Source organism: Methylobacterium sp. GXF4 (assembly GCF_000272495.1).
Lineage (GTDB): Bacteria > Pseudomonadota > Alphaproteobacteria > Rhizobiales > Beijerinckiaceae > Methylobacterium > Methylobacterium brachiatum.
The window spans coordinates 21,521-43,137 of record NZ_AKFK01000103.1 but is presented as its reverse complement, the minus strand read 5'-3'; the positions used below and the strand labels follow the sequence as shown (position 1 = coordinate 43,137).

At 65.7% G+C, this 21,617-nt stretch carries 25 protein-coding genes; 15 read left to right on the top strand and 10 right to left on the bottom strand.

Annotation, left to right across the window (positions count from 1 at the left end; all coding sequences use genetic code 11):
- Positions 1 to 24: 24 nt before the first annotated feature.
- Positions 25 to 696: a YoaK family protein gene (locus tag WYO_RS29175; protein ID WP_052311458.1), complete on the top strand. Its 672-nt coding sequence runs from the start codon at positions 25 to 27 to the stop codon at positions 694 to 696.
- 14 nt (positions 697 to 710) lie between these two features.
- Here WYO_RS29175 and WYO_RS27620 read toward each other — a convergent pair whose 3' ends face one another.
- Together WYO_RS27620 and WYO_RS27615 are read right to left on the bottom strand one after the other, a co-directional pair.
- Positions 711 to 1,145, bottom strand: coding sequence for an inorganic diphosphatase (locus WYO_RS27620; RefSeq protein WP_007568985.1), 435 nt, complete (start codon positions 1,143 to 1,145; stop codon positions 711 to 713).
- Between the two features lie 38 nt (positions 1,146 to 1,183).
- The gene (locus WYO_RS27615) at positions 1,184 to 2,857 is read right to left on the bottom strand and encodes a bifunctional protein tyrosine phosphatase family protein/NAD(P)/FAD-dependent oxidoreductase (protein WP_007568984.1); all 1,674 of its coding nucleotides are present in this window, start codon (positions 2,855 to 2,857) and stop codon (positions 1,184 to 1,186) included.
- 150 nt (positions 2,858 to 3,007) lie between these two features.
- Here WYO_RS27615 and WYO_RS27610 point away from each other — a divergent pair, with 150 nt between their 5' ends.
- From WYO_RS27610 to WYO_RS27575, 8 genes are all read left to right on the top strand, one after another.
- Positions 3,008 to 3,673 carry a peroxiredoxin gene (locus tag WYO_RS27610; RefSeq protein ID WP_043075144.1) on the top strand — a complete coding sequence of 222 codons (666 nt, stop codon included), beginning with the start codon at positions 3,008 to 3,010 and terminating at the stop codon, positions 3,671 to 3,673.
- On the top strand, positions 3,670 to 4,566 hold the full coding sequence (locus WYO_RS27605) for an MBL fold metallo-hydrolase (RefSeq protein ID WP_085985826.1): 897 nt from the start codon (positions 3,670 to 3,672) through the stop codon (positions 4,564 to 4,566). Before WYO_RS27610 ends, WYO_RS27605 begins: the two co-directional genes overlap by 4 nt.
- A complete protein-coding gene (locus tag WYO_RS27600) occupies positions 4,563 to 4,937 on the top strand; it encodes a metalloregulator ArsR/SmtB family transcription factor (protein WP_007568978.1) in 375 nt (124 codons plus the stop codon). Before WYO_RS27605 ends, WYO_RS27600 begins: the two co-directional genes overlap by 4 nt.
- Positions 4,934 to 5,353 carry a YeeE/YedE family protein gene (locus WYO_RS27595; protein ID WP_007568976.1) on the top strand — a complete coding sequence of 140 codons (420 nt, stop codon included), beginning with the start codon at positions 4,934 to 4,936 and terminating at the stop codon, positions 5,351 to 5,353. The genes WYO_RS27600 and WYO_RS27595 overlap by 4 nt, the downstream gene beginning before the upstream one ends.
- The gene (locus tag WYO_RS27590) at positions 5,350 to 5,799 is read left to right on the top strand and encodes a YeeE/YedE family protein (RefSeq protein ID WP_007568975.1); all 450 of its coding nucleotides are present in this window, start codon (positions 5,350 to 5,352) and stop codon (positions 5,797 to 5,799) included. The genes WYO_RS27595 and WYO_RS27590 overlap by 4 nt, the downstream gene beginning before the upstream one ends.
- On the top strand, positions 5,796 to 6,566 hold the full coding sequence (locus tag WYO_RS27585) for a sulfite exporter TauE/SafE family protein (RefSeq protein WP_007568973.1): 771 nt from the start codon (positions 5,796 to 5,798) through the stop codon (positions 6,564 to 6,566). Before WYO_RS27590 ends, WYO_RS27585 begins: the two co-directional genes overlap by 4 nt.
- Positions 6,567 to 7,090: 524 nt before the next feature.
- Positions 7,091 to 8,308 (top strand): molybdopterin-dependent oxidoreductase, encoded by a 1,218-nt coding sequence (locus tag WYO_RS27580; RefSeq protein WP_007568971.1) that lies wholly within the window; start codon positions 7,091 to 7,093, stop codon positions 8,306 to 8,308.
- Between the two features lie 15 nt (positions 8,309 to 8,323).
- Entirely contained in the window at positions 8,324 to 8,665 is a 342-nt protein-coding gene (locus WYO_RS27575; protein ID WP_007568969.1) for a hypothetical protein, read from the top strand.
- Positions 8,666 to 8,668: 3 nt separating this feature from the next.
- Here WYO_RS27575 and WYO_RS27570 read toward each other — a convergent pair whose 3' ends face one another.
- Positions 8,669 to 9,565 carry a LysR substrate-binding domain-containing protein gene (locus tag WYO_RS27570; protein WP_007568968.1) on the bottom strand — a complete coding sequence of 299 codons (897 nt, stop codon included), beginning with the start codon at positions 9,563 to 9,565 and terminating at the stop codon, positions 8,669 to 8,671.
- 491 nt (positions 9,566 to 10,056) lie between these two features.
- On the opposite strand from WYO_RS27570, the gene WYO_RS31260 reads away from it, so the two are divergent.
- Both WYO_RS31260 and WYO_RS27565 read left to right on the top strand, forming a co-directional pair.
- Positions 10,057 to 10,350, top strand: coding sequence for a hypothetical protein (locus WYO_RS31260; RefSeq protein ID WP_128755109.1), 294 nt, complete (start codon positions 10,057 to 10,059; stop codon positions 10,348 to 10,350).
- Positions 10,351 to 10,570: 220 nt separating this feature from the next.
- Positions 10,571 to 11,101, top strand: coding sequence for a response regulator (locus tag WYO_RS27565; protein WP_039904502.1), 531 nt, complete (start codon positions 10,571 to 10,573; stop codon positions 11,099 to 11,101).
- 234 nt (positions 11,102 to 11,335) lie between these two features.
- Here WYO_RS27565 and WYO_RS27560 read toward each other — a convergent pair whose 3' ends face one another.
- The 4 genes from WYO_RS27560 to WYO_RS27550 form a co-directional block, all read right to left on the bottom strand.
- The gene (locus WYO_RS27560; protein WP_244424336.1) at positions 11,336 to 14,131 is read right to left on the bottom strand and encodes an ABC transporter ATP-binding protein; all 2,796 of its coding nucleotides are present in this window, start codon (positions 14,129 to 14,131) and stop codon (positions 11,336 to 11,338) included.
- A gap of 266 nt (positions 14,132 to 14,397) precedes the next feature.
- The gene (locus tag WYO_RS31255; RefSeq protein ID WP_128755108.1) at positions 14,398 to 14,694 is read right to left on the bottom strand and encodes a hypothetical protein; all 297 of its coding nucleotides are present in this window, start codon (positions 14,692 to 14,694) and stop codon (positions 14,398 to 14,400) included.
- A gap of 370 nt (positions 14,695 to 15,064) precedes the next feature.
- Positions 15,065 to 15,454 (bottom strand): type II toxin-antitoxin system VapC family toxin, encoded by a 390-nt coding sequence (locus tag WYO_RS27555; protein ID WP_007568961.1) that lies wholly within the window; start codon positions 15,452 to 15,454, stop codon positions 15,065 to 15,067.
- Positions 15,451 to 15,693: an AbrB/MazE/SpoVT family DNA-binding domain-containing protein gene (locus WYO_RS27550; protein ID WP_007568960.1), complete on the bottom strand. Its 243-nt coding sequence runs from the start codon at positions 15,691 to 15,693 to the stop codon at positions 15,451 to 15,453. Before WYO_RS27550 ends, WYO_RS27555 begins: the two co-directional genes overlap by 4 nt.
- Positions 15,694 to 15,958: 265 nt before the next feature.
- On the opposite strand from WYO_RS27550, the gene WYO_RS27545 reads away from it, so the two are divergent.
- The 4 genes from WYO_RS27545 (at position 15,959) to WYO_RS27535 (ending at position 19,585) form a co-directional block, all read left to right on the top strand.
- Entirely contained in the window at positions 15,959 to 16,555 is a 597-nt protein-coding gene (locus WYO_RS27545) for a recombinase family protein (protein WP_007568958.1), read from the top strand.
- A gap of 376 nt (positions 16,556 to 16,931) precedes the next feature.
- Positions 16,932 to 17,189 (top strand): hypothetical protein, encoded by a 258-nt coding sequence (locus WYO_RS27540; protein ID WP_039904500.1) that lies wholly within the window; start codon positions 16,932 to 16,934, stop codon positions 17,187 to 17,189.
- Complete coding sequence (locus WYO_RS31250; protein WP_007568954.1) at positions 17,182 to 17,799, top strand: hypothetical protein; 618 nt, start codon at positions 17,182 to 17,184, stop codon at positions 17,797 to 17,799. Before WYO_RS27540 ends, WYO_RS31250 begins: the two co-directional genes overlap by 8 nt.
- A 280-nt stretch (positions 17,800 to 18,079) precedes the next feature.
- Positions 18,080 to 19,585: a type IV secretory system conjugative DNA transfer family protein gene (locus WYO_RS27535; RefSeq protein WP_244424334.1), complete on the top strand. Its 1,506-nt coding sequence runs from the start codon at positions 18,080 to 18,082 to the stop codon at positions 19,583 to 19,585.
- A gap of 27 nt (positions 19,586 to 19,612) precedes the next feature.
- Here the strand turns inward: WYO_RS27535 and WYO_RS27530 are convergent, their stop codons facing one another.
- From WYO_RS27530 to WYO_RS27520, 3 genes are read right to left on the bottom strand one after another with little or no spacing between them, the layout of a single operon-like run.
- The gene (locus WYO_RS27530) at positions 19,613 to 20,209 is read right to left on the bottom strand and encodes a hypothetical protein (RefSeq protein WP_007568949.1); all 597 of its coding nucleotides are present in this window, start codon (positions 20,207 to 20,209) and stop codon (positions 19,613 to 19,615) included.
- On the bottom strand, positions 20,193 to 20,999 hold the full coding sequence (locus WYO_RS27525) for a hypothetical protein (protein ID WP_007568947.1): 807 nt from the start codon (positions 20,997 to 20,999) through the stop codon (positions 20,193 to 20,195). Before WYO_RS27525 ends, WYO_RS27530 begins: the two co-directional genes overlap by 17 nt.
- Before the next feature lie 5 nt (positions 21,000 to 21,004).
- Positions 21,005 to 21,517 (bottom strand): hypothetical protein, encoded by a 513-nt coding sequence (locus tag WYO_RS27520; RefSeq protein WP_007568946.1) that lies wholly within the window; start codon positions 21,515 to 21,517, stop codon positions 21,005 to 21,007.
- Between the last annotated feature and the right edge of the window lie 100 nt (positions 21,518 to 21,617).

Here is a 21,617-nt window from a genome sequence, read left to right as displayed (position 1 = left end):
CCCGCATCCGAGTCACTCCCCACCTTGCGTGGCATCGACTGGCTCGCCGCCCTGCTGGCCGGCATCGCCGGCGCGACGGATGCCACCGGCATCCTCGCCTTCGGCCGCTACACGGCGCACATGTCGGGCACGACCTCGCAGACCGTCGCGCACGCCCTCTCGAACATGGGCCCGGTGGCACTCGGCATCCTCGCGATCCTGTGCTTCGTCGCCGGCGCCGCGCTGTGCGGCTTCGTGGCCGAGGCGTTCGCCGCGCGGGCGGCCCGGCGGACTCTGGCGGGCCTGCTCGCGGTCGAAGGGCTGCTGCTCGCCCTGGCCGCGACGCTGCTGACCGCCGCACCGGAACCGATCCTCGCTCTGGCGCCGATGGCCTTCGCGATGGGCCTCCAGAACGCGACGAGCTCACGCCTGCTCGGACCGACGATCCGCACCACCCACGTCACCGGGACGCTGACCGACCTCGGCGACGCGCTCGGCGCCTTGGCACGGCGCGGCCTCGGGCGGCGCGCGGCGCTCACGGACGTGGCGGTGCGCAAGGGCCTGCTGTTCTGCGCCTTCGCGGGCGGCGGGGCGTTGGGCGGAGGCGGATACGTCTGGGTCGGCTTGTACAGCCTCTTCGCCTCTGCGGCCCTTCTCGGCCTCGCTGCTGTCGCCCTCGCGCGGTCCGGCCGCGCAGGGATGGCGACGCGGCCCTGACCGATCCTGCTTCGTCAGGCCGATCCCGCCGAAGCGGGATTACTGGCGCTCTCGATCGCCTCGCGGATCATCCGGCGGGCGGCCGCCGGGCCGTCCCAGCCCAGGATCCGCGCCCACTTGCCGGGCTCCAGGTCCTTGTAGTGCTCGAAGAAGTGCTGGATCTGCTGGCGCGTGATCTCCGGCAGGTCGGTGTGGTCGCGCACGGCATCGTAGCGGCGGGTCAGGCGCGCGGCCGGCACGGCGACGATCTTCTCGTCCGTCCCGTGCTCGTCCTGCATCAGCAGGACGCCGACCGGCCGCGCGCGCAGCACTGCGCCCGGCACGATGGCGCGCGTATTGGCCACGAGCACCTCGCAGGGGTCGCCGTCTGGTACCTCACCAGCTGCCAGGGTGGGAGCTGCCATCATGGCGAACAGCGACAGGGCCACGGTGAACGTCCGGTGTCTCATGGGCATCTTCCTTCCGATGTTCGTGGTGCGGTGGCGGATCAGGCGGCGGCTTTCGGCTTGGCCATCCATTCCCGGCCCTTGAGCATCCCGCTCCAGTAGATGGGCGGAAGCATGCGTTCCTTGAGGAACCAAGCCATAGCACTCGGTTTCGTGCCGTCGATGAACCAAGACGGAAAGCTTGGGAGGAGCTTGCCGCCGTAGCCGAACTCGGCGAGCAGGATCTTGCCCCGCTCGACCGTCAACGGACATGAGCCGTAGCCGTCATAGACGGCCTCGGGCTCCTTCACGAAGCCCATCTCATGCAGGAGGTTGTGCGCCACGATGGGTGCCTGCTTGCGCGCGGCCGCGGCGGTCTTGGCGTTGGGGGCGCTGCAAGCGTCCCCCAGGGCGTAGACATCAGGGAAGCGCGCGTGACGGAGGGTGGCGTGATCGACCTCGATCCACCCGGCGGCGTCGGCCAAGGGCGAAGCCCGCACGAAGTCCGGGGCCTGCTGCGGCGGCACGACATGCAGCATATCGAAGTCCGTCTCGACCTCGGAGGTCGCGCCGTCCACGCCGGTCCGGGTGAACCAGGCCCGACGGCCGGGCCCATCAATTCGCGTGAGGTTGTGCCTCAGGTGCAGGCCGGCCCGGTAGCGTTCGATGTATTCCATCAGGGGCGGCACGTACTCCTTGACCCCGAACAGAGTGGGCGTGGCTGTGAAGAAATCGATCGTTACGTCGCCCAGCAGGCTGGCCCGCTGCCAATGGTCGGCCGAGAGGTACATCGCCTTCTGGGGGGCACCGGCGCACTTGATCGGCATCGGCGGCTGCGTGAACACGGCACGCCCCTTCCGCAGGCCCTGCACGAGTTCCCAAGTGTAGGGCGCGAGGTCGTAGCGGTAGTTCGACGTGACGCCATTCCGCCCAAGCGTACCCGCGAGCCCGTTGATCCCATCCCAATTCAACTTCAGGCCCGGGGCCGCGACGAGCCGGTCGTAGCGGACGACGCGGCCGTCCTCCAGGACGACCGCCTTACGGTCAGGCTCGAAGGCCGCCACGCCGGCCTTGATCCAATGCACTCCCTCGGGAATCAGCGACCCCATCGTGCGGGCGGTCTCGTCGGCCGTGAACACGCCGCATCCGACCAGGGTCCAACCAGGCTGGTAGTAGTGCACGTCCGCCGGGTCGATGATCGCGACCGTGAGGTCGGGCTTGCGCACCTTCAGGCTCGCGGCGACAGCGATGCCGGCCGCCCCGGCCCCTACGATGACCACGGTATAGCTCGTCCCGCCATCGTCGCTCGGCGAGCGCCTCCCGGCCGCGATGCGCCGGGCGGAGCCGGCCATGTCATACCCAGCGGCCTTCGTCGCCGCGAGGATGTCCGGAAGCGGACGACCACGCCGGCCTTCGGCGAGCGACCACAACGTCGCCGAACGGGTGCCGGTCCGGCAGTAGGCCAACACGGGCTTCGGCGAGGTGCGCATCGCCTCGGTGAAGGCGGCGACATCGTTCTCGGTGATGCCGCCTGACACGGCAGGCAGGTAGGTCATTTCCAGCCCAGCCTTGCGAGCCTGAGTGGCGACCTCCTCATAGGCCGGCTGGTCGGCGGCCTCGCCGTCAGGACGGTTGCAGATGATCGAGCGGAAGCCGGCCTCGACGATGGCACCGACCTCGCTCGGCGCAAGCTGCCCCGAGACGGAGAGGTCCTGCGTGATCCGTTTCGCGTCCATGGATACCTCCGGGCGGGCAGTGATCGATCCGATCAATATATATTAATATATATCGACTTCTAAGTCACAAGACGAACATATATTGACAGGGCGCGCAAGGGCCTGCACTGTCATGTCATCGATGGATCTGTGCCGTGGATACGTCATTTCATGAATTTAGAAAGCGACATCGTCCGACCTGACGTGGTCAATGCCGCGGGCCCGCCCGTCCTGTGTGACGTGGCGCCTCCCTTCCGCGCGAGGACGACGATGGGCGAGCGCTCGCTCGACATGTACCGAGGGCGCTGGCTGGTGTTCTTTTCGCATCCGGCCGACTTCACGCCGGTCTGCACCAGCGAGTTCGTGGCCTTCGCGAAGGCATCGGACCGCTTCCGGGAGCTCGGGTGCGACCTGCTCGCCCTGTCGGTCGACAGCCTGTCCTCCCACCTCGCTTGGAAGCACAGCATCGAGCATCGCTTCGGCGTGCGCGTGCCGTTCCCCATCGTGGAGGACCCGGCGATGGGCATCGCCAGGGCCTACGGCATGCTCCCGGCGAACGCGACGTCGAGCGCCACGGTGCGGACGACCTTCGTGATCGATACGCAGGGCGTCGTCCGGGCGACGGTGTCCTACCCGATGACCGTGGGCCGCAGCGTCGACGAGGTCCTGCGCCTGGTGGCGGCCCTCCAGGCGACCGACGCGGCCGACGTCTCGACCCCCGAGGGCTGGATGCCGGGCGACCCCGTCATCGTCGCACCGCCCCTCACCTTCGACGAGATCACGGCCCAGCCCGAGACCGGGGCGTCGGACTGGTACTACCGACTGGGGAGCGCATGACCATGGCCGGCCCCGATCCCAGACCCGTCGTGCAGGGCTTCCACGAGGCCACCAGCGGCAGCGTCCAGTACGTCGTGTCGTGCCCGGTGACGCGCCGCTGCGCCATCATCGATCCTGTGCTGGACTTCGACGAGAAGGCGGGGACCACCTCGACGCGATCGGCCGATGCGATCCTCGCCTATGTCCATGGCGAGGGATTGCGGGTCGAGTGGATCGTCGACACCCACCCCCATGCCGACCACCTCTCGGCGGCACGGTACCTGAAGGAGGCCACCGACGCCCCGACGGCGACGGGCGAGCACGTCGTCGACGTCCAGGCGCTGTGGAAGGGCATCTACAATCTGCCCGCCGATTTCCCCACGGACGGCTCGCAGTGGGACAGGATTTTCGCCGACGGAGAGACCTTCCAGATCGGCGAACTCGACGCCCGCGTGATGCATTCGCCGGGACATACGCTCGCCTCCATCACGGTCGTGGTCGGAGACGCCGCCTTCGTCCACGACACGCTGTTCATGCCGGACTCCGGGACGGCGCGCTGCGACTTCCCCGGCGGCGACGCCGCGAGGCTCTGGCGCTCGATCCAACGCATCCTCGCGCTTCCGGACGGGACCCGTGTCTTCACCGGCCACGACTACGGCCAAGGTGGCCGGGAGCCACGTTGGGAGAGTACGGTCGCGGAGCAGCGGGCGACCAACACGCACATGGTCGCCGCGGGCACGGAGGACGAGTTCGTGGCCGTCCGGAAGGCCCGCGACGCGACCCTCCCGATGCCGAAGCTGATCCTGCACGCCCTGCAGGTGAACATTCGCGGCGGTCGGCTCCCCGAGCCGGAGGCGAACGGCAAGCGCTACCTCAAGATCCCCCTCGACGCCTTCGGGAGGACCGCCCCTTGACGGAGGAGCTCACGCTTCGGATCGGCGACGCGCTCAAGGTCCTGGCGAACCCCAACCGGCTGCGCATCGCCTTCCTCCTGCTGGAGGGCGAACGCTCGGTCACCGACATCGAGCGCGAACTCGGCATTCGGCAGCCGACCCTGTCGCAACAACTCGGCGAGTTCCGAGAGGCCGGGTTCGTCTCGACCAGGCGGGAGCACAAGTCCGTCTTCTATCGCGTCACGGAACCGAGGGTCGTGGCGGTGCTGAACGAGCTTCGCCGGATCTACTCGGCCGCGCCGGACAGCCTGCCCGCGATGCGGGCGGCACCTGCCGGACGCCCCCGCCCTCAGCAGGCCGCGATGTTCGGGCTGGTCGGAAGTCGGGCGTGAGCGCCTTCCTGTCGCCGCTCGTGGGTGGCCTCCTCATCGGCGCGTCCGCCGTCGTCCTGCTCCTGGGCAATGGGAGGATCGCAGGCATCAGCGGCATCGCTGGCGGTCTGCTTGGACCATCCAGACGCGACACCCTTTGGCGCGGTGCCTTCCTCGTCGGCCTGCTTCTCGGCCCGATCCTTTATCGGATGCAGGCCGGGCATTGGCCCGAAGTCCGGATGGAGGCGTCCTGGCCGATGTTGATCGCGGCCGGCCTCCTCGTCGGCTACGGCACCCGCCTCGGGTCGGGCTGCACAAGCGGGCACGGGGTGTGCGGAATAGCCCGGCTATCGCCGCGCTCGATTACGGCGGTGGCCGTCTTCATGGTCGTGGCCGCAGTGACGGTGTTCATTGTCCGTCATGGGATCGGCACATGACCGGCGCCCTTCGTCTGGCGGTCGCCCTCTTAGCCGGCCTCCTCTTCGGCCTCGGTCTCGCCATCTCAGGCATGATGGACCCGGCCAAGGTTCTCGGGTTCCTCGACGTGGCGGGGCCATGGGACCCGAGCCTCGCCTTCGTCCTCGGCGGTGCGGTCGGCGTCTCCGCCCTCGGCTACGTGATGGCGGCCTGGATGGGGAAACCGGCGACGGCCCCGCGGTTCGACATCCCGACGACACGCACCGTCGACGCCCGGCTGGTCGGCGGCGCAACGCTGTTCGGGATCGGATGGGGCCTAGTGGGCCTGTGTCCCGGTCCGGCACTGGCGGCGCTTACCCTCGGCCTGCCTTCGATCGGCGTGTTCGTCGTCGCGATGCTCGCGGGCATGGTTCTGTTTCGTCTCACGCCGGGCATGACGCCACGAACCGGCGAGGTCCGACGGTGAGCGCGCTTCCCGCCCTGCTGTCTGGGGGTGGCGTCGGCTTTACGCTCGGGCTGATCGGCGGCGGCGGGTCGATCCTGGCGACGCCCCTTCTGCTCTACGTCGTCGGGATGTCCCAACCTCACCTGGCCATCGGGACCGGGGCGCTGGCGGTGTCGGCGAACGCCTTCATGACCCTCGGTGGCCATGCCAAGGCCGGCAACGTCCGATGGGGCTGCGCGGCGGGTTTTGCGCTTGTCGGGGTGCTCGGGGCCCTCGTCGGATCGACCCTTGGCAAGGCGTTCGACGGAGAGAGGTTGCTGTTCCTGTTCGCCGTGCTGATGGTCGTGGTCGGCGGCCTGATGCTGCGTCCGGCAAGTGACGGTGGCCCTGCCGACGAGCATGCGCCGGTGTCGGTGCCGAAGGTCGTGGCCTCGGCCCTGGCCGTCGGGATGCTGTCGGGGTTTTTCGGCATCGGCGGCGGCTTCCTGATCGTGCCGGGGCTCCTGTTCGCCACCGGCATGCCGATGATCAACGCGGTCGGCTCGTCGCTCCTCGCCGTGGGGGCCTTCGGATTGGCCACGGCGGCGTCCTACGCGCTGTCGGGCCTGGTGGACTGGGTCGTGGCCGCGGAGTTCATCGCGGGGGGCCTCATCGGAGGCTTCATCGGCATGCGGCTGGCCTGCCGGCTGGCCAACCAAAAGAGGCTCCTGAATCGGATCTTTGCCGGGGTCATCTTCGCGGTAGCGGGGTACATGCTCTACCGGAACGCCAGCGCGTGGGGACTCTAGCCCAGCTAAGCATGAGCGGCTTTGCCTTGCCTAGCTGACGCCCACCCGAACGCGGTGCCGAGCGGCACGCAGCCTCCGTGGTTTCAACCATAGACCTCCGCGAAGATCTGGCCGGTATCTCGAAGGTAAGACTTCCGATCTCCTAGCTTTTACTGACTCTACGTTTATATGATGCGGATTTTTAAGTCAGATATCGATAGATGTTCGCCATAACTGCGAATAATAGCAGATTAACTATGCTGGCAATCCTAGTTACAGAGTTGGCAGCGAGTGCCAAAGCACCTCTTAAGAGGTTACCGATACTGGCTGCGTCGTGGCATGTAGCGACCAGCGGAGCGTTGAAGGGAAGCACACTGTGCCCAGTACCAGCCCGTAGATGCTCCTCGATCGACGAGAATAATGATCTATAAAATCGATTAAAAATATAAGAATATTCTATTGGAAGACACGCTGTAGAGAAGATATCCCTTGCACATCGTGGTGCGGGTGCTCAGTGCGCCGCGCCCGCAAGGCGGAGAACACCCTTGAACCACCACGCCCTGTCACGTCGTGTAGTCCTCGCCGGTCTCGGCTTCGGCAGCCTCGGTGCCGCCGCGCCTGCCTGGGCCACTGGCTCAGTCAGGCTACCGCTGCCCGGCGGCCCCGACGCGCGCGACCTCACCACGGGGTTTCCCGGTAAGGGGTCGATGATCCTGCAGCGCACCCGCCCACCCTTGTTGGAGACGCCGTTCGAGGTGTTCGACCAGGGTGTATTCACCCCCAACGACCGCTTCTACGTGCGTTGGCACTGGGCCTCGATCCCCACCGAAGTCGATGCCCCGAGCTTCCGCCTCAAGATCCACGGCCATGTCGAGAAGGAACTCTCCCTCTCGCTCGACGAGATCGCCCGCCTGCCGCAGTTCGAGATCGCCGCGGTCAACCAATGCTCGGGCAACTCGCGCGGTCTGTTCGAGCCGCGTGTCTCCGGCGCGCAATGGGCTAACGGCGCCATGGGTAACGCGCTCTGGACCGGCGTGCGGCTCAAGGACGTGCTCGACCGGGCCGGCGTGAAGGCTGGCGCCGTGCAGGTGCGTTTCAATGGCCTCGACGAGCCTGTGGTCGCCGACGCGCCCGACTTTAAGAAGTCTCTGGATCTCGATCACGCCCGCGATGGCGAGGTGATGATTGCCTACGCGATGAACGGCGAGCAGCTGCCACTGCTCAACGGCTTCCCGCTCCGGCTCGTCGTGCCAGGCTGGTACTCGACCTACTGGGTCAAGATGCTGTCCGACATCGAGGTGCTCGATCATGCTGACGAGCAGTTCTGGACGAAGACCGCCTACCGTATCCCCGCCACTCCTGGCGCGAATGTCCGGCCCGGAGAGACCGGCTACGCCACCGTGCCGATCAACCGGATGGTGCCGCGTTCCCTGCTGACCAACGTCAAGGCTGACGCCTTGGTGAAGGCCGAGGCTCCGCTCAATCTGCGGGGCATCGCTTTTGGGGGCGATTGTGGGGTGAGGACCGTCGAGGTCTCCTCTGATGGCGGGCAGAGCTGGCTTGCCGCTGCTCTCGGCAAAGACGAGGGCAGCTACAGCTTCCGTCGCTTCGAGGCGAGCCTTCCTGCCCTAATCGCTGGCCGGCACGAACTGAAGGTCCGCTGCACCAATACGAAGGGCGTGGCCCAGCCACTGGAGCCGACCTGGAATCCGAATGGCTTCATGCGCAGCGTGGCCGAAACCACGCCCGTCGTGGCATCCTGAGGCGAGGAGCAGAGCATGTCCCCGATGATCCTGCCCCGCCTCGCGCTCGCCGCGCTGTTCGCCGTCTCGCTCGTCGGAGGAGCCGCCCTGGCTGGCGAGGCGATGCGGTTCAAGTCTGTCTCGGTCCAGCTGCCGCAGAGCGACCGGACCTTCCCGGGCGGCCACGAGGCAGAGGCAATCAACAACAACTGTCTGGCCTGCCACTCGGCCGCGATGGTGCTGACTCAACCCAAGCGCTCCAGGACTGAATGGAGTGAGACGGTTAACAAGATGATCCACACCTACAAAGCACCGATCGACGATACGGACGTGCCCGCTATCGTCGATTACCTCGCCAGCATGAAACCACAGCCTTAGCAGTCAGGCCGTTCTCGCAGGAGCGGCCTTGATCAGGTCGAGGAGCGCGTCGGCGGCCCGGCTGCGGTAGCGCTCCTTGTGACGCAGCATCCGGTACGCCCGCTTCGGCAGGTCGAACGGTACATGACAGAGCGTCTCGGCCTTGAGGCTTGCCGCAGCCACACAGGCCGAGAGCACGGTCGCGCCACCGCCCGCCTCGACCGCGGACCGCACCGCCTCGTTCGAGGGCAGTTCAAGCATCACCGTCAGACGTGTCGGGTTGAAACCGCGCTGGGCCAGTGTCTCCTCGAAGGCCGAGCGCGTGCCAGAGCCCGGCTCGCGCAACACCCAGCTGCCCTCCGCAAGCTCGTCCAGCGACAGCTCACTGCGCCTTGCCCAGGGGTGGTCAGGGGCGACGAGGAGCATGAGCTGATCCTCGGCCACCGTCGTGCTGGTCAGCGCCGGATCGTCGAGCGCGCCTTCGACGAAGCCCAGTTCGGCCCCACCCTCGCGCACAGCGGCCGCGGCCTGAGTGGTGTTGCCGACCGTCAGATTGAGGGTAATCTCCGGATAGGCACGGCGAAAGGCGACCAGGTAGCGGGGCAGCCAGTCACTCGCGATCGTCTGGCTGGCCTGGATGCTCAGCGTGCCCCGTCGAAGTCCGCTGAGTTCAGCCAGCACCAGCTCGGCACACTCTGAGCGGGCGAGCACGGCCCGCGCCTCCCCGAGGAAAAGGCGACCTGCTTCGGTGAGCTCGATGCCGCGCCCAACCCGGTGGAAGAGCTTGACGGCGTGCCGCCCCTCGATGGCGCTGACAGCCGAGCTGACGGCGGATTGAACCAGATTGAGCGCTTCAGCGGCACGCGTGACATGCTCGCGTTCGGCGACCGCCACGAAAATCCGGAGTTGGTCGAGGGTCATGTAGCCACCTCGGGTGGGATCCTGGCTCGCGTCCTCGACTTGAGCACTGAGACGTTCGGCTTAGCAGAACCGAAGGTCCACATCGCTGAACCGAGCGGCCTAGAGATAATCGAATTTTCAGATCAGAGTCAGCGTAAAAATGCGTTGGATCGAACCATTTCCGGGTGAGATCCTTGGTCCGAACCACGAGGCTCCTATGACAAACCGCAGTCCCAGTTTGATTGCTCAGGTCAACGGCTATCCGCCTGGACTGACGCTGTGGGTAGCGGTTGCTGCCGCGGCGACCTAGTTCCGGGGGTAGAAGAGCGGATGTTCGACCGGGCTTAACTCGAAGCTCTGGTTCGCACCAACCTGATCAACACCCACGTGCGCATCGTCTGGACGCCCGCGACCGGCGCTTCTTTCCTGGCATTGCGCTCGGGGCGCCCGCAGCATGCCGCTTTTCTTCCGGGGCGGTATGATTGCGAAGCTACACAGGACAGGCCCTGATCATGACTAGGATCCAGGCGAACGATCAAGCTGCCGAATGGACGGCACGATTGACGAAGGGCTGCGCGATCTCGGCGATACCCAAGCCGACATATGCGCAACTGGAGGAGTTGCGTCATGACCTCTACACGGTCACGGACCGTCTTCTGGTGCTGGATGTACCCGCGGAAAGCTGGCCGGATTCACTCAATCTGACGATCGAGGATTGGGAAGCGCGGCAAAGCCTAACCTGTCACCGGGTGGTCGCTGTTCAGGTCAACTCCGGATATTTTAAGATGTCGCCAAAATGTTCTTAGATAGATAATAGTAAGTTCGATTTATAGTTGCATCTGACGCGCGCACTCACGGCCCGGAACGACAAATACTTAGGTCAATCTGCCTTCAATCCATCACCTTCTGAACGGGCAATGTCGCTTGCAAGACGTAGCCGCTGGCGGGGCTCAAGCTGGAGGATTGAACTGGGTGCGTCGGGATAAAGGTTTGGTGGATTGGGTGGGACGAACATCTCGATGCCCGATGGCGGCGCATGAGCGGCCTGGATGCCTCCTGCTCGCTGACGCGGATCCGGTCAGCCGAGAGCAACGAGGGCGGGAGTTGGCCGAACTGGACTACCACGTCTGGGTGGCCTCATCTCTCGGTGAGGCATCCGCGATCATCGCGGCTGAACAGCCACACTTCGCCATCATCGATTACAAGCTGTCGGACGGCAGCGGAGTCAGCCTGATCCCGAGGCTCGTCACAGCAGATCCCGCTGCCCGCATCGTCGTCCTATCGTTCTATGCCACCTTCCAAGGTGCAGTTACCGCCTTACGCATGGGCGCGACCGATTTCCTGGCTCGGCCAGCGGCAACCGCCGAGATCGATGCGATCCTGCGCAAACTACCGGACGGATGTAGGCTCAGCGGTGCGCCGGACAGCTCGCTGGAAGCTGTCACCCGACGCCACGCTCAGGAAATCTTGCGCGTCATGGCCGATGACATCTGCGCCACAGCGCGTGTGCTGGGCATCGACACCCGTACGCTACGAAAACTGCTCGTGCGTGCCTAGCCGTCGATACTTCAAAACGTGACCGGGCCTTTGATCTGTAAGGTTCGCCGGCTCTTCGGCTGGATACCGATAGGGCTGGTACCGATGGCGAAGTCTGGACAAAGGAGCGGCGGCTGCAATATCCCTCCGCCTCGGCAGTTCGGATGTCATCGCCGACGACGTCGCACGATGGCCCACCCTGCTTGTCCTGGCCACGCCAAGCGACGCGAAGGCCTGCTCTTCCAGCCATACGCGTCAGGCCAGTACCACAGGAGAGGATGCTTGCGCGATGTGCACAGCACCGGATCGTTCTACCGTGACCTGGACCGGCAATAGAGCCGCTTCCTCGGCTGTGTCCGTCACGACCAGAAGACTCTCAGGCGCGAGCGGGCCCGACGTGAGCGCCTCGATCACGCCTGCACAGTCCTCAAGGTGCCGCAGCGTGCCGTCCAGAACGAGGAGATCTGGCTGGCGCAGGACGGCACGGGCAAGCTCGATCGACGCTTGCTGCCGCACCGTGAGGAGCCGGCCACGGTTTCCGACGCCGTAGTCGAGCCCGCGGACCCGCACGTCGCCTTCAAGCCCGAAGTGCCGCACGGCGGCTCGGACGTGCTCTTGGATGTCGACTTCGGCGTTCATCTGCGTCGTGTCGATGCGTCCGAACAGGAGATTGTCCAGCATCGAGCTGCGCATATTGATGCGGCCCGGATCGAACGGCGCGATATCGGGCTTGCCTCCCGAATGCAGCCGCGTCTGGAGCGGTCCGCGTGCACCCACGATCCGCCGGCACAACGGTCTGTCCAGCAGCCCGAGCCGGTGGGACGGCTCGATATAGGACAGTGCGAGGGTGAGGAAGACGTCGTCGCCGGGCCTATCGGGAAGCGCGCGATCTCCGAGAACGGCGAGACGTCGCTCGATCTCGGGTAGAGCCTCTTGGTCGATCACTGGGAGGCAACGGAACAGGGCATGTCCCGGCGGAAGGCCCCGGGAGATCTCGACGAGCGTGCGAGCGACCGCTACGCCAAGACGGTCGAGGTCTCTGAGCAGGCCATGTTCCGCCAGCACAGCGCGGAAGCGCGGCTCCGACGCGAGGCGTTGGCCAACGAGGGCTGGATCTGTAGGCACGCCGAACAGGAGGTTCTCCGCAACTGTCGCGCGCTGGTTGTATTCCTCCAGGTCGAACGGCAGGACGAGATCAGTCTTGCCGGTGGCGACGAGCCGGCGGTGCAGGTGCCGGCGCGCCGCAATCATGCGCTCGCCCAAAGGCGTACCCTCGCAGCGCGAGGTCGCGGTCAGGCCGAACCGGTAGAGATCCTCATCCATGCCGAGTCGGGAAAGCAGATCCAGCATCCGCAGGTCGAGCGCGCGGGTGTCAGACGCACCGAGCGCGGCAAGGTCGACCCATTGCGTGTCCACTGGGTCTGGGGAGTTGCCCGCGCGATGCGCCTCGAACAGGGGCCGAGTGTCCTCCAGGTCCGACTGTGGGGCTGTGCGCAGTCCATAGACGAGGTTGTCACGGATGGTGCCGGGGAACAGGACCGGATCGCGGCCGGCGTAACCGATGCGCCGCGCTCGTGCGGCACGCCCGGCCGTTACAAGGTTGAGGGCGCCGATGGAGACCGCCCCGGCCACAGGTGATTGCAGCCCGGCAAGTGCGCGTGCGAACTGGTGCGCGAGGCCGGTCCCGGGCGAGTGAAGCCCGACTTGCGCCGGCAGGGCGATGTGCAGGTCCGCGATCGTCACCGACCGACCCTCCTTCGGGTCACGCAGGACGAGCCCATCCGACGTCACGGCGCGGGTTTGGTCCTGCGGCAGATCCGATCGAGTCGCATCGGCCAGCCGCAGGCGCTGTGCACCAAAATGTGCGGCGATCGCCTCGTACTTCACCTCAACGTCCAGGCGCTGCTGGTCCCAGTCGATCAGTCCCTTCAGGGGAGGAGGCAAATCGCGGTAAGCTGCCAAAACCGCGACCAGCTGGCCGATGCTGAGCTCGCCCTTAAGGGCGAGCAGGCCGCCGACGGCATAGAACAGGAACGGTGTCACCTGTGCGAGCAGGTTGTTGAGGTACTTGATCGCAAACTTGCGCCGATAGATCTGCAGGCGCAGGTCATAGAGCCCATGGAGCCGGCCGCTGATCTCGGCTCTCTCCCAGCGGACGCTGTCATTGACCGTCACGGCATCGAGCCCGTCCAGCACCTCCGCGACACGGCCGGCGAGGTTGCGAGACTCGATCTGACGCTGACGACTGAGGCGTAGGATCGCGTGCCTGAGCCGAGGAATGACGGCTATCTGCACGCCGGCTATCGCGCCGGCGGCCAGTCCGAGCCACACGTTCTGCATCAGAATGAAGGCCAGCGCAGTCGCGGCGTGCGTGCCGAGTTGGGCGGGCACCACGATCGCGTCGCCGATGAAGGAGCCGATCGGCTCGACCTCGTCGCGGATGATGGTCGCGGTCTCAGAGGATTTCACCTCGCGCTGGGTTTCAGGGGTAAAGCGCAACATCAGCGAGAACAGCTGGAAGCGTAGGCGGCGCAGCATCCGCTCACCCAAAACCCCCTTCTGCAGGTTGATCCGGAACTTGAAGGCACCGTTGATCAGGACGAGGATGAGGAACAGCCCGGACAACCAGAGCAACAGTCCCTGGCGGTCGGCGTGGAAGCCATTGAAAATCTCGGTCCAACCGCCACCGAGGAAGGCAGGCCACGCGATCTCGAAATTCAGGAACGGCGCGGTCGCCTCGCCGTGGGCGAACGCCTTGCCGATGATCGCGTCGTTGACGATGCGCTTGGGCAGGTCGAGGGAGGCGAAGTAGAACGGCACCGAGGCCAGGACGACCATGCAGATGGCAAGTTGGTCGCGCTTCGAGTGGCGCCAGATGTACGGGAACAGCCGCGGCTCCAGGCCTGGTGTCGGGGCGTCCCTGTCTCGGTCGGGGGACCACTCACCACCCGGCGGACGAGCATTCGTCTTCTCCTGTGCCACCGTAGCACCGCCGCGGCAATGCGGACGATCCTGTTCGGTGACCGGGGGCAAAAACGCGTCTTGGATCAAGGGGGGCTCCACTCTGGCGTTCTCCACCATCGTCGAGCTTGAAAGTTCGATCCAACGGAACCTCTCGATGTTTCCGTTCTGTAAAAACGATCGGTCTTCTGGGAGGCGCTTCCTCGTCGATGTCGCCCGTGAAAGTCGCCGTGCGGGGCGCTCTGAAGCATGGCACGATTACTGAACTGTCAAGTCTTAGCTGTAAGAACCGCCGTGGCCTTGCTGTCGAGCATAAGGAGGCTTCGCCGGGATGCACTCTGTATAAGACCCTGCGGCTAATGTCTCGCTGTGCTCGGCGGATCGACGAAGAACATTGTATTGACCGCGCGCACGGCGACAGCGGCACGGTTCAACTCGGGTTCCACGGCAGTGCAGAAGCCATCGGCCTTGGCGATCCTGCGTTGGTTCGACGAACGGAGCGCAGCTTCGCGAAGCCGCATCCCCTTGGCTTGGAGGCGTTCAATTTCGGCCGATACCGCGGTACTCCATGCCGCGACCTCCGCAGGCGTGCTGAGTGTCGCGGCAGCATCCGTAAGGCGCGCGAGGTGATGGGCGGGATTGGTGGAGGGCATCGTTAATCGGCCTGAGATCTACAAGTGCGTGCTCCCGGAAATCAAGACGCCAGCCTTTACGCTCCGGGGACACCGCACGCCAGCCAATGCCGGGCAAAGCACGAACAAATTCCACTCGCGAGAGATCCTTGCCGAGCGTACGACAGGGCCGCATCCCGGAATATATGCTCGAGCCAAACCGTGTGCCGGAACCATGTCCGCATCTCGACAAACAAGGAGCGGGTCGGGCGGAATTTGAAACAATGTCATTTCTTTCAGGAAAACTCGTAAGCGTTTCTATTCTTGAACAAACATCATCCTCGCACGGGTCTGACCGACTCACCGATGACATTCGGGGGCCCATATTCGTTTTGTCGATTTAAAAAGGCTCTCAGCGGATCATCTCGACGACAACATCGGCGGCCTCGGCGATCGTCGTCCAACGCCGTTCGGCGGTAAGGGCAGGCCGATCTTCCTGCTTGGCAAGGGCCAGACAATATCGGTCCCCGAGTGACAGACCACCCTCGACAGTGAGAGGGCGCAGCATGCCGGCCTCGTACGACAGCGCGGCATCGACGGTGACCCACCGGATCGGCAAGGGGCGTAACAACGCGTCGATCTCCGCGCGCGCCGCGCCGAGCTTGGCGTAGTGGCTGACGACTTCGGCCAGATTGACGGTCGTCATGACCGAGCCGTCGAGCGCGGCTTTCACCCGATCCGCTCCCGGCTCCCCTAGCAAGAGCGCGAGTAGTGCGGACGCGTCGAGGACGACGCCCGTCATTCGGCTTCAGCCTCACGAGCGCGATCCGCGAGGAAATCCGCCACGGTCGCGCCTGCCGTGTCACCGACCAGTCTACGGCTCAAGGCCTGCGCCCGGGCGACGACCTGATCGAGGGTCCGGAGCACGATGGCGTCGCCCATATCCTCGACGATGACCTCACCGCCACGAACAAGACCATGCCGCTTGCGTAAATCGGCCGGCAAGCTCACGCGCCCGTCAGGCATCACCCTCGCTTTCATGGGACGTCTCCATCGTGTGCCATGGGCATAAGCATACGCCATAAGCCTCGATCCATGCCAGGACGAACTTTGAATGTCAGTTACGCAAGAAGCTGGCTCCCCTGAGCTGCATCGTGGTTCCCCCTTTGTGTCCGCAAGGGGATCGGTCAGCGGACGCTCGGGTGATCCACGCACAAAGGCTCGATATGCCTGCGCGGGCCGCGTCTCAATCGATTGGTACGATAAAAATTGCGGTGAGGGGACCTTATACGTTACAGCCCCACGCATGACGCACGTGCTGATCGGCTACGCTCGCTGCTCGACCGACAAGCAGGACCTCGCCGCCCAGCGCCACGCGCTGGTCCAGCTCGGGGTGGCGGCCGATCGCATCTACACCGACAAGGGCTTCACCGGGACGAACCGGGCCCGCCCGGGTCTCGACCAGGCGCTGGCTGCGGTCCGGAGTGGCGACACCCTGGTAGTGCCCAAGCTCGACCGGCTCGCCCGTTCCGTGCCAGACGCGCGCGCGATCGGCGACGCGCTCGCGGCACGGGGCGTGAAGCTGCAGCTCGGCGCCAGCGTGCACGATCCGCTCGATCCGATGGGCAAGCTGTTCTTCAACATCCTGGCCACCTTCGCCGAGTTCGAGGCCGACCTGATCCGGCTGCGCACGCGCGAGGGCATGGCGATGGCCCGCGCCAAGGGGAAGCTGCGGGGCAAGAAGCCCAAGCTCTCAGATCGCCAGCAGAAGGAGCTGCGCCGGATGTACGACACAGGCGACTACGCGATCAGCGACTTGGCCGAGCTGTTTTCGATCTCACGGCCAACCGTTTACCGTACCCTGGAGCGCCAATCTACCATGCCTGCTGTCGTGGCGACCTAAGTAGACGCGGCACGGCGCCCGGGACTAGGTTCACGTATCACCGGTTTCTCTCAATCCAGACCGATAGAGATCGCCAAGGATTAATGCAAAATAACACCAGATGACTTCCCGATGGGTCCCGATTACATTTATGCGCTCGCAAATATCTTAACCATTGCAGGCATAGAGCTCTCTAAATATTGAATAATATGCAAGGCGAGAGGCGACGCGCATCTAAAGATTATATATTGATTAATATTTGGATCTCTTCAAAGATTATGTGAACTGAGTAAATCATATCAATTTTACCGATTTGCCCGCCGTTTCAGAAACACGATCCTTTTATTGCGACTGTCATCGTTCATGCAGATAGGGTGCAAGGATCGTTATGCCTCCCATGGACAAAGGCGCACTGCTGAGAGCGCTGTTCAAGGACTTACTTATCGTCAACACGGAGATCCACCCCGACGTGCGGCAGGCCGAGGTCCGCTGGGCGTCAGAACTTGGTCTCGTGCGCCAGAACTATAACGTGGTGTCGGCACGTCCCGGCCAGGATCTGAGCGGCTTTGGGGCCATCTGGACAGAGGCCGACGAAATGCTCTTTCGGACGCGGGGCGTGGTTGTGCTCAAGCCGCAGGTGCAGGGTCATGCCTGAACAGACAATGCCAGCAAAGACCGGGCGCGACATCATCCTCATCGACGACGCACGCCATCCTCAGTGGGTCGCTGCGGCGAACGCTTTCGCCCGGCGGATGGGCTCGACGACCTATATCATACTCCAGGTCCACCAGCCCGACACGCGCTGGTTCGAGAGCAACCGGCTCGCGATGCCGCAACCTGAGCAACTGGAGTCTTTCGCAAGAGACGGGATAGTGCTGCTGCCCACATGGCATCAGGTTCAGATGTTGGCCTACAATCCGAATTCTTTCGCCAGCATCGCAGTCACGACATGTATCAACGAGGCGGTGTCACGCTACGCGGGTCGTCAGGTCCGCCTCGCGAAGTTGGGAGGATCCGAGACGGATCTCATCGAGCAGCGCCTGTTGGCCACACGCGTGCTCCACGCATTCGACGCCCTTGATGCTGATGGTCTTGCTGCACTGTGCGAAGCGGCCTTTCTGAACGATCCGGAGGTCGCATCGATGCACCTAAGATTTGATGATCTCAGGACTCATCATCGTCCCTTGTGGCTAGAAAAACTCAATGCTGCTTGGCTGAAAGAAAAAATAAATCTCGAAAAATTAGCATCTCTAAATTATAGATAATCTATTCTAAGCGTTTTGCTTTGCAATGATATGCCGTTATCGATCCCAAAGGGCAAGATGTGCTTGTAACGATGCTGTCTACTTTTCTCGTGACTGACCCGCAATGCGCATAATCTTCTCAGCCTTTCTCGCGACCGTGCTCCTGGCCTACCCAGTCGCGGGTTTGATCCAGAACGGGCTCGACCCAGCGTATTGGCCCGCAGAGGTGACGCGCCCCGGGGCCTGGTTCGAGGCCCTATTCTCCGTGCGTGCCGGTGACGCGCTCGCGATGCCGTACCTCATGCTGATCGGTCGTGCGCCCGAATTCGCCAACAACGGCTGGTCGCTAGCCCCACTCCTCGCCTTCTTCCCCCTCTTGATCCTGTTCGGAGCCGAGCTGCTGCGGCGCGCCAAACCCAAACAGAAGCGGGACACCTCCGACTTGTTCGGCTCGGCCCGCTTCGCCACTGCAACCGAGCGCGGTCGGCTCCGCAACGGGCTCGAACTCGGCCGTGATCCGGAGACCGGCCGTGCCGTCCGCATCGCCGTGCAAGGCACGCTTGTCACCATCGCGCCGCCGCGCAAGGGCAAGACGTCGGGCTTGCTCATCCCCAATCTCGCTTTTCCCGAGCCGCAGGGTTGGGGTGGCCCCGCTGTCGTGTTCGATCCGAAGGGCGAGGTCTACCGCTCCGTGGCCGCACGACGCCGCTCGCTCGGGCGCCGCGTCGTCTGCCTCGATCCCATGGGCTTGGCCGGCGGCACCGACCACTGGAACCCGCTCCAGGGCCGCGACCCGGACGACGTCCTCTACCTCCAGAGTACCGCGCTGGCGCTCCTGCCCGAGGCCTCCGGTGACGGCGAGGCCTCCGCCTACTTCCGCAACCGGGCCGTCGATCTGATCACCGGTGCGCTGTTGGTCGCCCTGCGTCAGCCGCAGGCGTGCACGGTCGTGGAGGTTCAGGACTTGCTAACCGACGAGGCCCGCTTCCGCGGCCTCCTGCAGCAGTACGTCACGCACTGGCCCGAGCCCGCGGCCTACGCGGCGATCGAGATCCTAGAGGCCGATCCCAAGACCAAGGACCCGATCAAATCCACCGCCCTGCAGGCCTTCCAGTGGCTCGCCGACCGGCGCCTGCGCGACCTCGTCGGCGACTCGACCTTCCAGCTGTCCGAGCTGTCCACCGGCGCCGTCGACTTGTTCGTGGCGGTGCCGACCGAGTACAAGACTGTGCTCGCCCCGTTGCTGCGCTGGCTGTTGTCCGACCTGTTCGCCTCGGTGCGTCGCCACCGTCCGGCTGAGCGGTTGATGATCTTCGTCGACGAGGCCGCGGTACTCGGCCGGTTCGATGCGCTTCTCACCGCGGCGGGCGAGCTGCCGGGCTACGGCGCCAGCCTTTGGACGATGTGGCAGGACCGCGCCCAACTCGTCGGGCTCTACGGCGAGGCCGGAGCGGACGTGCTGCTTAACACCGCGGAGGTTGTCACCGTCTTCGACGTCCCGGCCGTCGATCCGGATGAGGCCGAGCGCTGGTCGCGGTCGATCGGCGACTACACCGCCTTCGTCGAGACCCGGACGGCCCCGACCGGCGATGCCAAGGGCACGCCGTCCACGGCCCGTGCGTCGCAGGGCGCGCGCCTGATGACCAAGGAGGCGCTGATCGCGATGCCGGGCGACGAACTCCTGGTGTTTCCCAACAGCGGCGGCCACGCGCGCCATCCGTTGCGCCTGAAGAAGACGGTCGCGCACACCGATCCGCGCTTCCGCAAGCTGATCACCTCCGTACCGCCGGTCGGCCGGACGCGGTGAACCGCATCGGATCGAGAGATCCGGACCTCAGCGTGATGGTCCGGAGCGGGTCCGCAGCCAATCCGAAGGCACGCGGGTCGTGGCATAGCCGTCGCTCGGGTGCCAGTCGCGCAGCTCAGCCACGCCGTCGGCGTCCCGCATCAACGCATAGGCGCGCCCCGCCACGAGGCGGTCCCCGCCGGATCGCCCGTCCGGCATGACCCAGGCGGCGGTCACATCCCGGTCGCCCCGCACCTCGACCCAGGAGATCGGCGTGCGGCGGTAGGCCAGGACCAGCCCGAGCAAGAGGCAGAGCGCGAGCAAGGCGTCACGGGTGAGCCGGTGCATGTGGAACGGCAGGCGCCCGCGCCAGACCGCGATGCGGCTCGCGTGGCGCGGCGCGGACCGGACGCTAGGCTCCGCCTCGTCGGAGCGGTCGCGGATCGAGAGCAGGAGCTCGCGCCGATGTTCGGGCAGGAGCTGTGCTGCGCCCTCCTCCAAGGCCGCGAACCGCTCGTGGATCGGGCGCGTCTTCAGCCGGGTGAGCGCGGCGCGGCTGTCCCGCTCGAACCCGGCCGCGGCCTCACGCGCGGCGCGGTCGGCCCGCGCGAGGCGGGCTTTCACGTCCTCAGGCGTTGCGGGCACGCTTGGCTCCCCCTGCCGGCGTCCCGGCCCGACCTGAGACCGGCGCCTCCTCGACCAGCCACAGGGCCGCCGGCTTGACCGCCTCCATCACGGCGAGGCGGAACGCGGTGAGATCGCGCAGGATCCGCCCGGCCTTGGCCTGCGAGGTCTGCTTGACCAGGCCCGCCCGGTCGAGCCGTCCGACGCCGCGCAGCTGACCGGCCGCCAACACCCCGCGCGTCTCATCCTCCAGCTCGAAGGCGCGCAGGTGCGTGACCCCCGCGTCGCCGACCACGCGCTCCAGGATCGTCGGGTCGATCGCGCCGCGCACGCCGTTGGCCACGACGAACCGGGCACCGGTCCAGTCCCGCGCGGCCTGCAGCAGCTTGCCCGCATCCGCGAGCGAGCCGGCCTCGGCGGCCACCACCACCACGAGCCCGAGTTCGATCCCGGCCTTGCCCAGCTCCGGCGCCTCGTCCCTCAGCACCCCGAGCAGGCTCGCCGAGGTGTTGGCGCCGATGTCGACGAGGGTGGGGGCCGCGACCGCGTAGAGCGCGTTGATCACCTCGTCGAGCTCGGACCGCGCGGCCTTGCCGCCGCTGGCCTCGATCGCCTCGCGCGTGGCGCGCATCTCGAAGTAGCGCACGCCGCCGGGTTCGTTGGCGGCCGTCGCGGTCTTGAACTCGGTCAGGCGATGCACCGACTCGATCTCCAGGATCGGCGCGTCCGGCACGGCCTCCGCCAGGCCGCGGGTCACGGTCGACTTGCCGACGCCGCCGGTTTCCTGGGCGACGAGGAGGACGCGAGGCATGGGTGTCAGTCCTTCTTGAACAGGTGGCTGTGCTTCTCGGCCTGCAGGTGCTGGATCTCCGCCTCGGTGAGCGGCGCATCCGCGGCCGATGGGGTTGGCCTCTCGCGATCCGGACGGAGCTCCGGTGCGAGCCGTGACGCCCGGGGGGTCGAGCCGGTCGGGGGCGGTACGGGATGCGATGAGGTCGGCCGATCTGGCCGGGCCGCCCGCGCCTCCGCCCTGGCTGCGCGGGCGGCGGCCTGCCGCCGAACGCTGGAGATGATGCCGGTGAGATTGCGCCCGGTGATCGGCTGGCCGTCGGCGGTGGTGAACCCCTGCGCCGTGAGGCCGGCCGCGACCGCATCCCAGGTCAATCCGCCGGCCTGGAGGGCGACCAGGGCGTCGAGGTGGCCGCGCACGATGTCCATCAAGCCCGTGGCGGCCCGACCGCCCGGAGCACCGGCGGTGCGGCGGCTGCCGGGGGTCGCGGCGGCGTCCCGGGCGAGGCGGCGTAGGTCGAGGCGGGGGCGCTGGGCCATGGCAATGCCCTAGCAGAGCGGGGATTGCCAGGGCGTGCAGCCGATCGCTCGAATGCCGAGGGCGACGGCAAGCTCACGTTAGGATCCGGCCGAGGACGGC

Excerpts from the sequence above, each read along its gene's own strand:
- WYO_RS31260 (WP_128755109.1), top strand. The coding sequence starts at position 10,057 with ATGACTAGGATCCAGGCGAACGATCAAGCTGCCGAATGGACGGCACGA.
- WYO_RS27610 (WP_043075144.1), top strand. The coding sequence starts at position 3,008 with ATGAATTTAGAAAGCGACATCGTCCGACCTGACGTGGTCAATGCCGCG.
- WYO_RS27520 (WP_007568946.1), bottom strand. The coding sequence starts at position 21,517 with ATGGCCCAGCGCCCCCGCCTCGACCTACGCCGCCTCGCCCGGGACGCC.
- WYO_RS27555 (WP_007568961.1), bottom strand. The coding sequence starts at position 15,454 with ATGACGGGCGTCGTCCTCGACGCGTCCGCACTACTCGCGCTCTTGCTA.
- WYO_RS27605 (WP_085985826.1), top strand. The coding sequence starts at position 3,670 with ATGACCATGGCCGGCCCCGATCCCAGACCCGTCGTGCAGGGCTTCCAC.
- WYO_RS27615 (WP_007568984.1), bottom strand. The coding sequence starts at position 2,857 with ATGGACGCGAAACGGATCACGCAGGACCTCTCCGTCTCGGGGCAGCTT.
- WYO_RS31255 (WP_128755108.1), bottom strand. The coding sequence starts at position 14,694 with ATGCCCTCCACCAATCCCGCCCATCACCTCGCGCGCCTTACGGATGCT.
- WYO_RS27545 (WP_007568958.1), top strand. The coding sequence starts at position 15,959 with ATGACGCACGTGCTGATCGGCTACGCTCGCTGCTCGACCGACAAGCAG.
- WYO_RS27535 (WP_244424334.1), top strand. The coding sequence starts at position 18,080 with ATGCTGATCGGTCGTGCGCCCGAATTCGCCAACAACGGCTGGTCGCTA.
- WYO_RS27590 (WP_007568975.1), top strand. The coding sequence starts at position 5,350 with ATGACCGGCGCCCTTCGTCTGGCGGTCGCCCTCTTAGCCGGCCTCCTC.
- WYO_RS27540 (WP_039904500.1), top strand. The coding sequence starts at position 16,932 with ATGGACAAAGGCGCACTGCTGAGAGCGCTGTTCAAGGACTTACTTATC.
- WYO_RS27550 (WP_007568960.1), bottom strand. The coding sequence starts at position 15,693 with ATGAAAGCGAGGGTGATGCCTGACGGGCGCGTGAGCTTGCCGGCCGAT.
- WYO_RS27575 (WP_007568969.1), top strand. The coding sequence starts at position 8,324 with ATGTCCCCGATGATCCTGCCCCGCCTCGCGCTCGCCGCGCTGTTCGCC.
- WYO_RS27620 (WP_007568985.1), bottom strand. The coding sequence starts at position 1,145 with ATGAGACACCGGACGTTCACCGTGGCCCTGTCGCTGTTCGCCATGATG.
- WYO_RS27565 (WP_039904502.1), top strand. The coding sequence starts at position 10,571 with ATGGCGGCGCATGAGCGGCCTGGATGCCTCCTGCTCGCTGACGCGGAT.
- WYO_RS27525 (WP_007568947.1), bottom strand. The coding sequence starts at position 20,999 with ATGCCTCGCGTCCTCCTCGTCGCCCAGGAAACCGGCGGCGTCGGCAAG.
- WYO_RS31250 (WP_007568954.1), top strand. The coding sequence starts at position 17,182 with ATGCCTGAACAGACAATGCCAGCAAAGACCGGGCGCGACATCATCCTC.
- WYO_RS27570 (WP_007568968.1), bottom strand. The coding sequence starts at position 9,565 with ATGACCCTCGACCAACTCCGGATTTTCGTGGCGGTCGCCGAACGCGAG.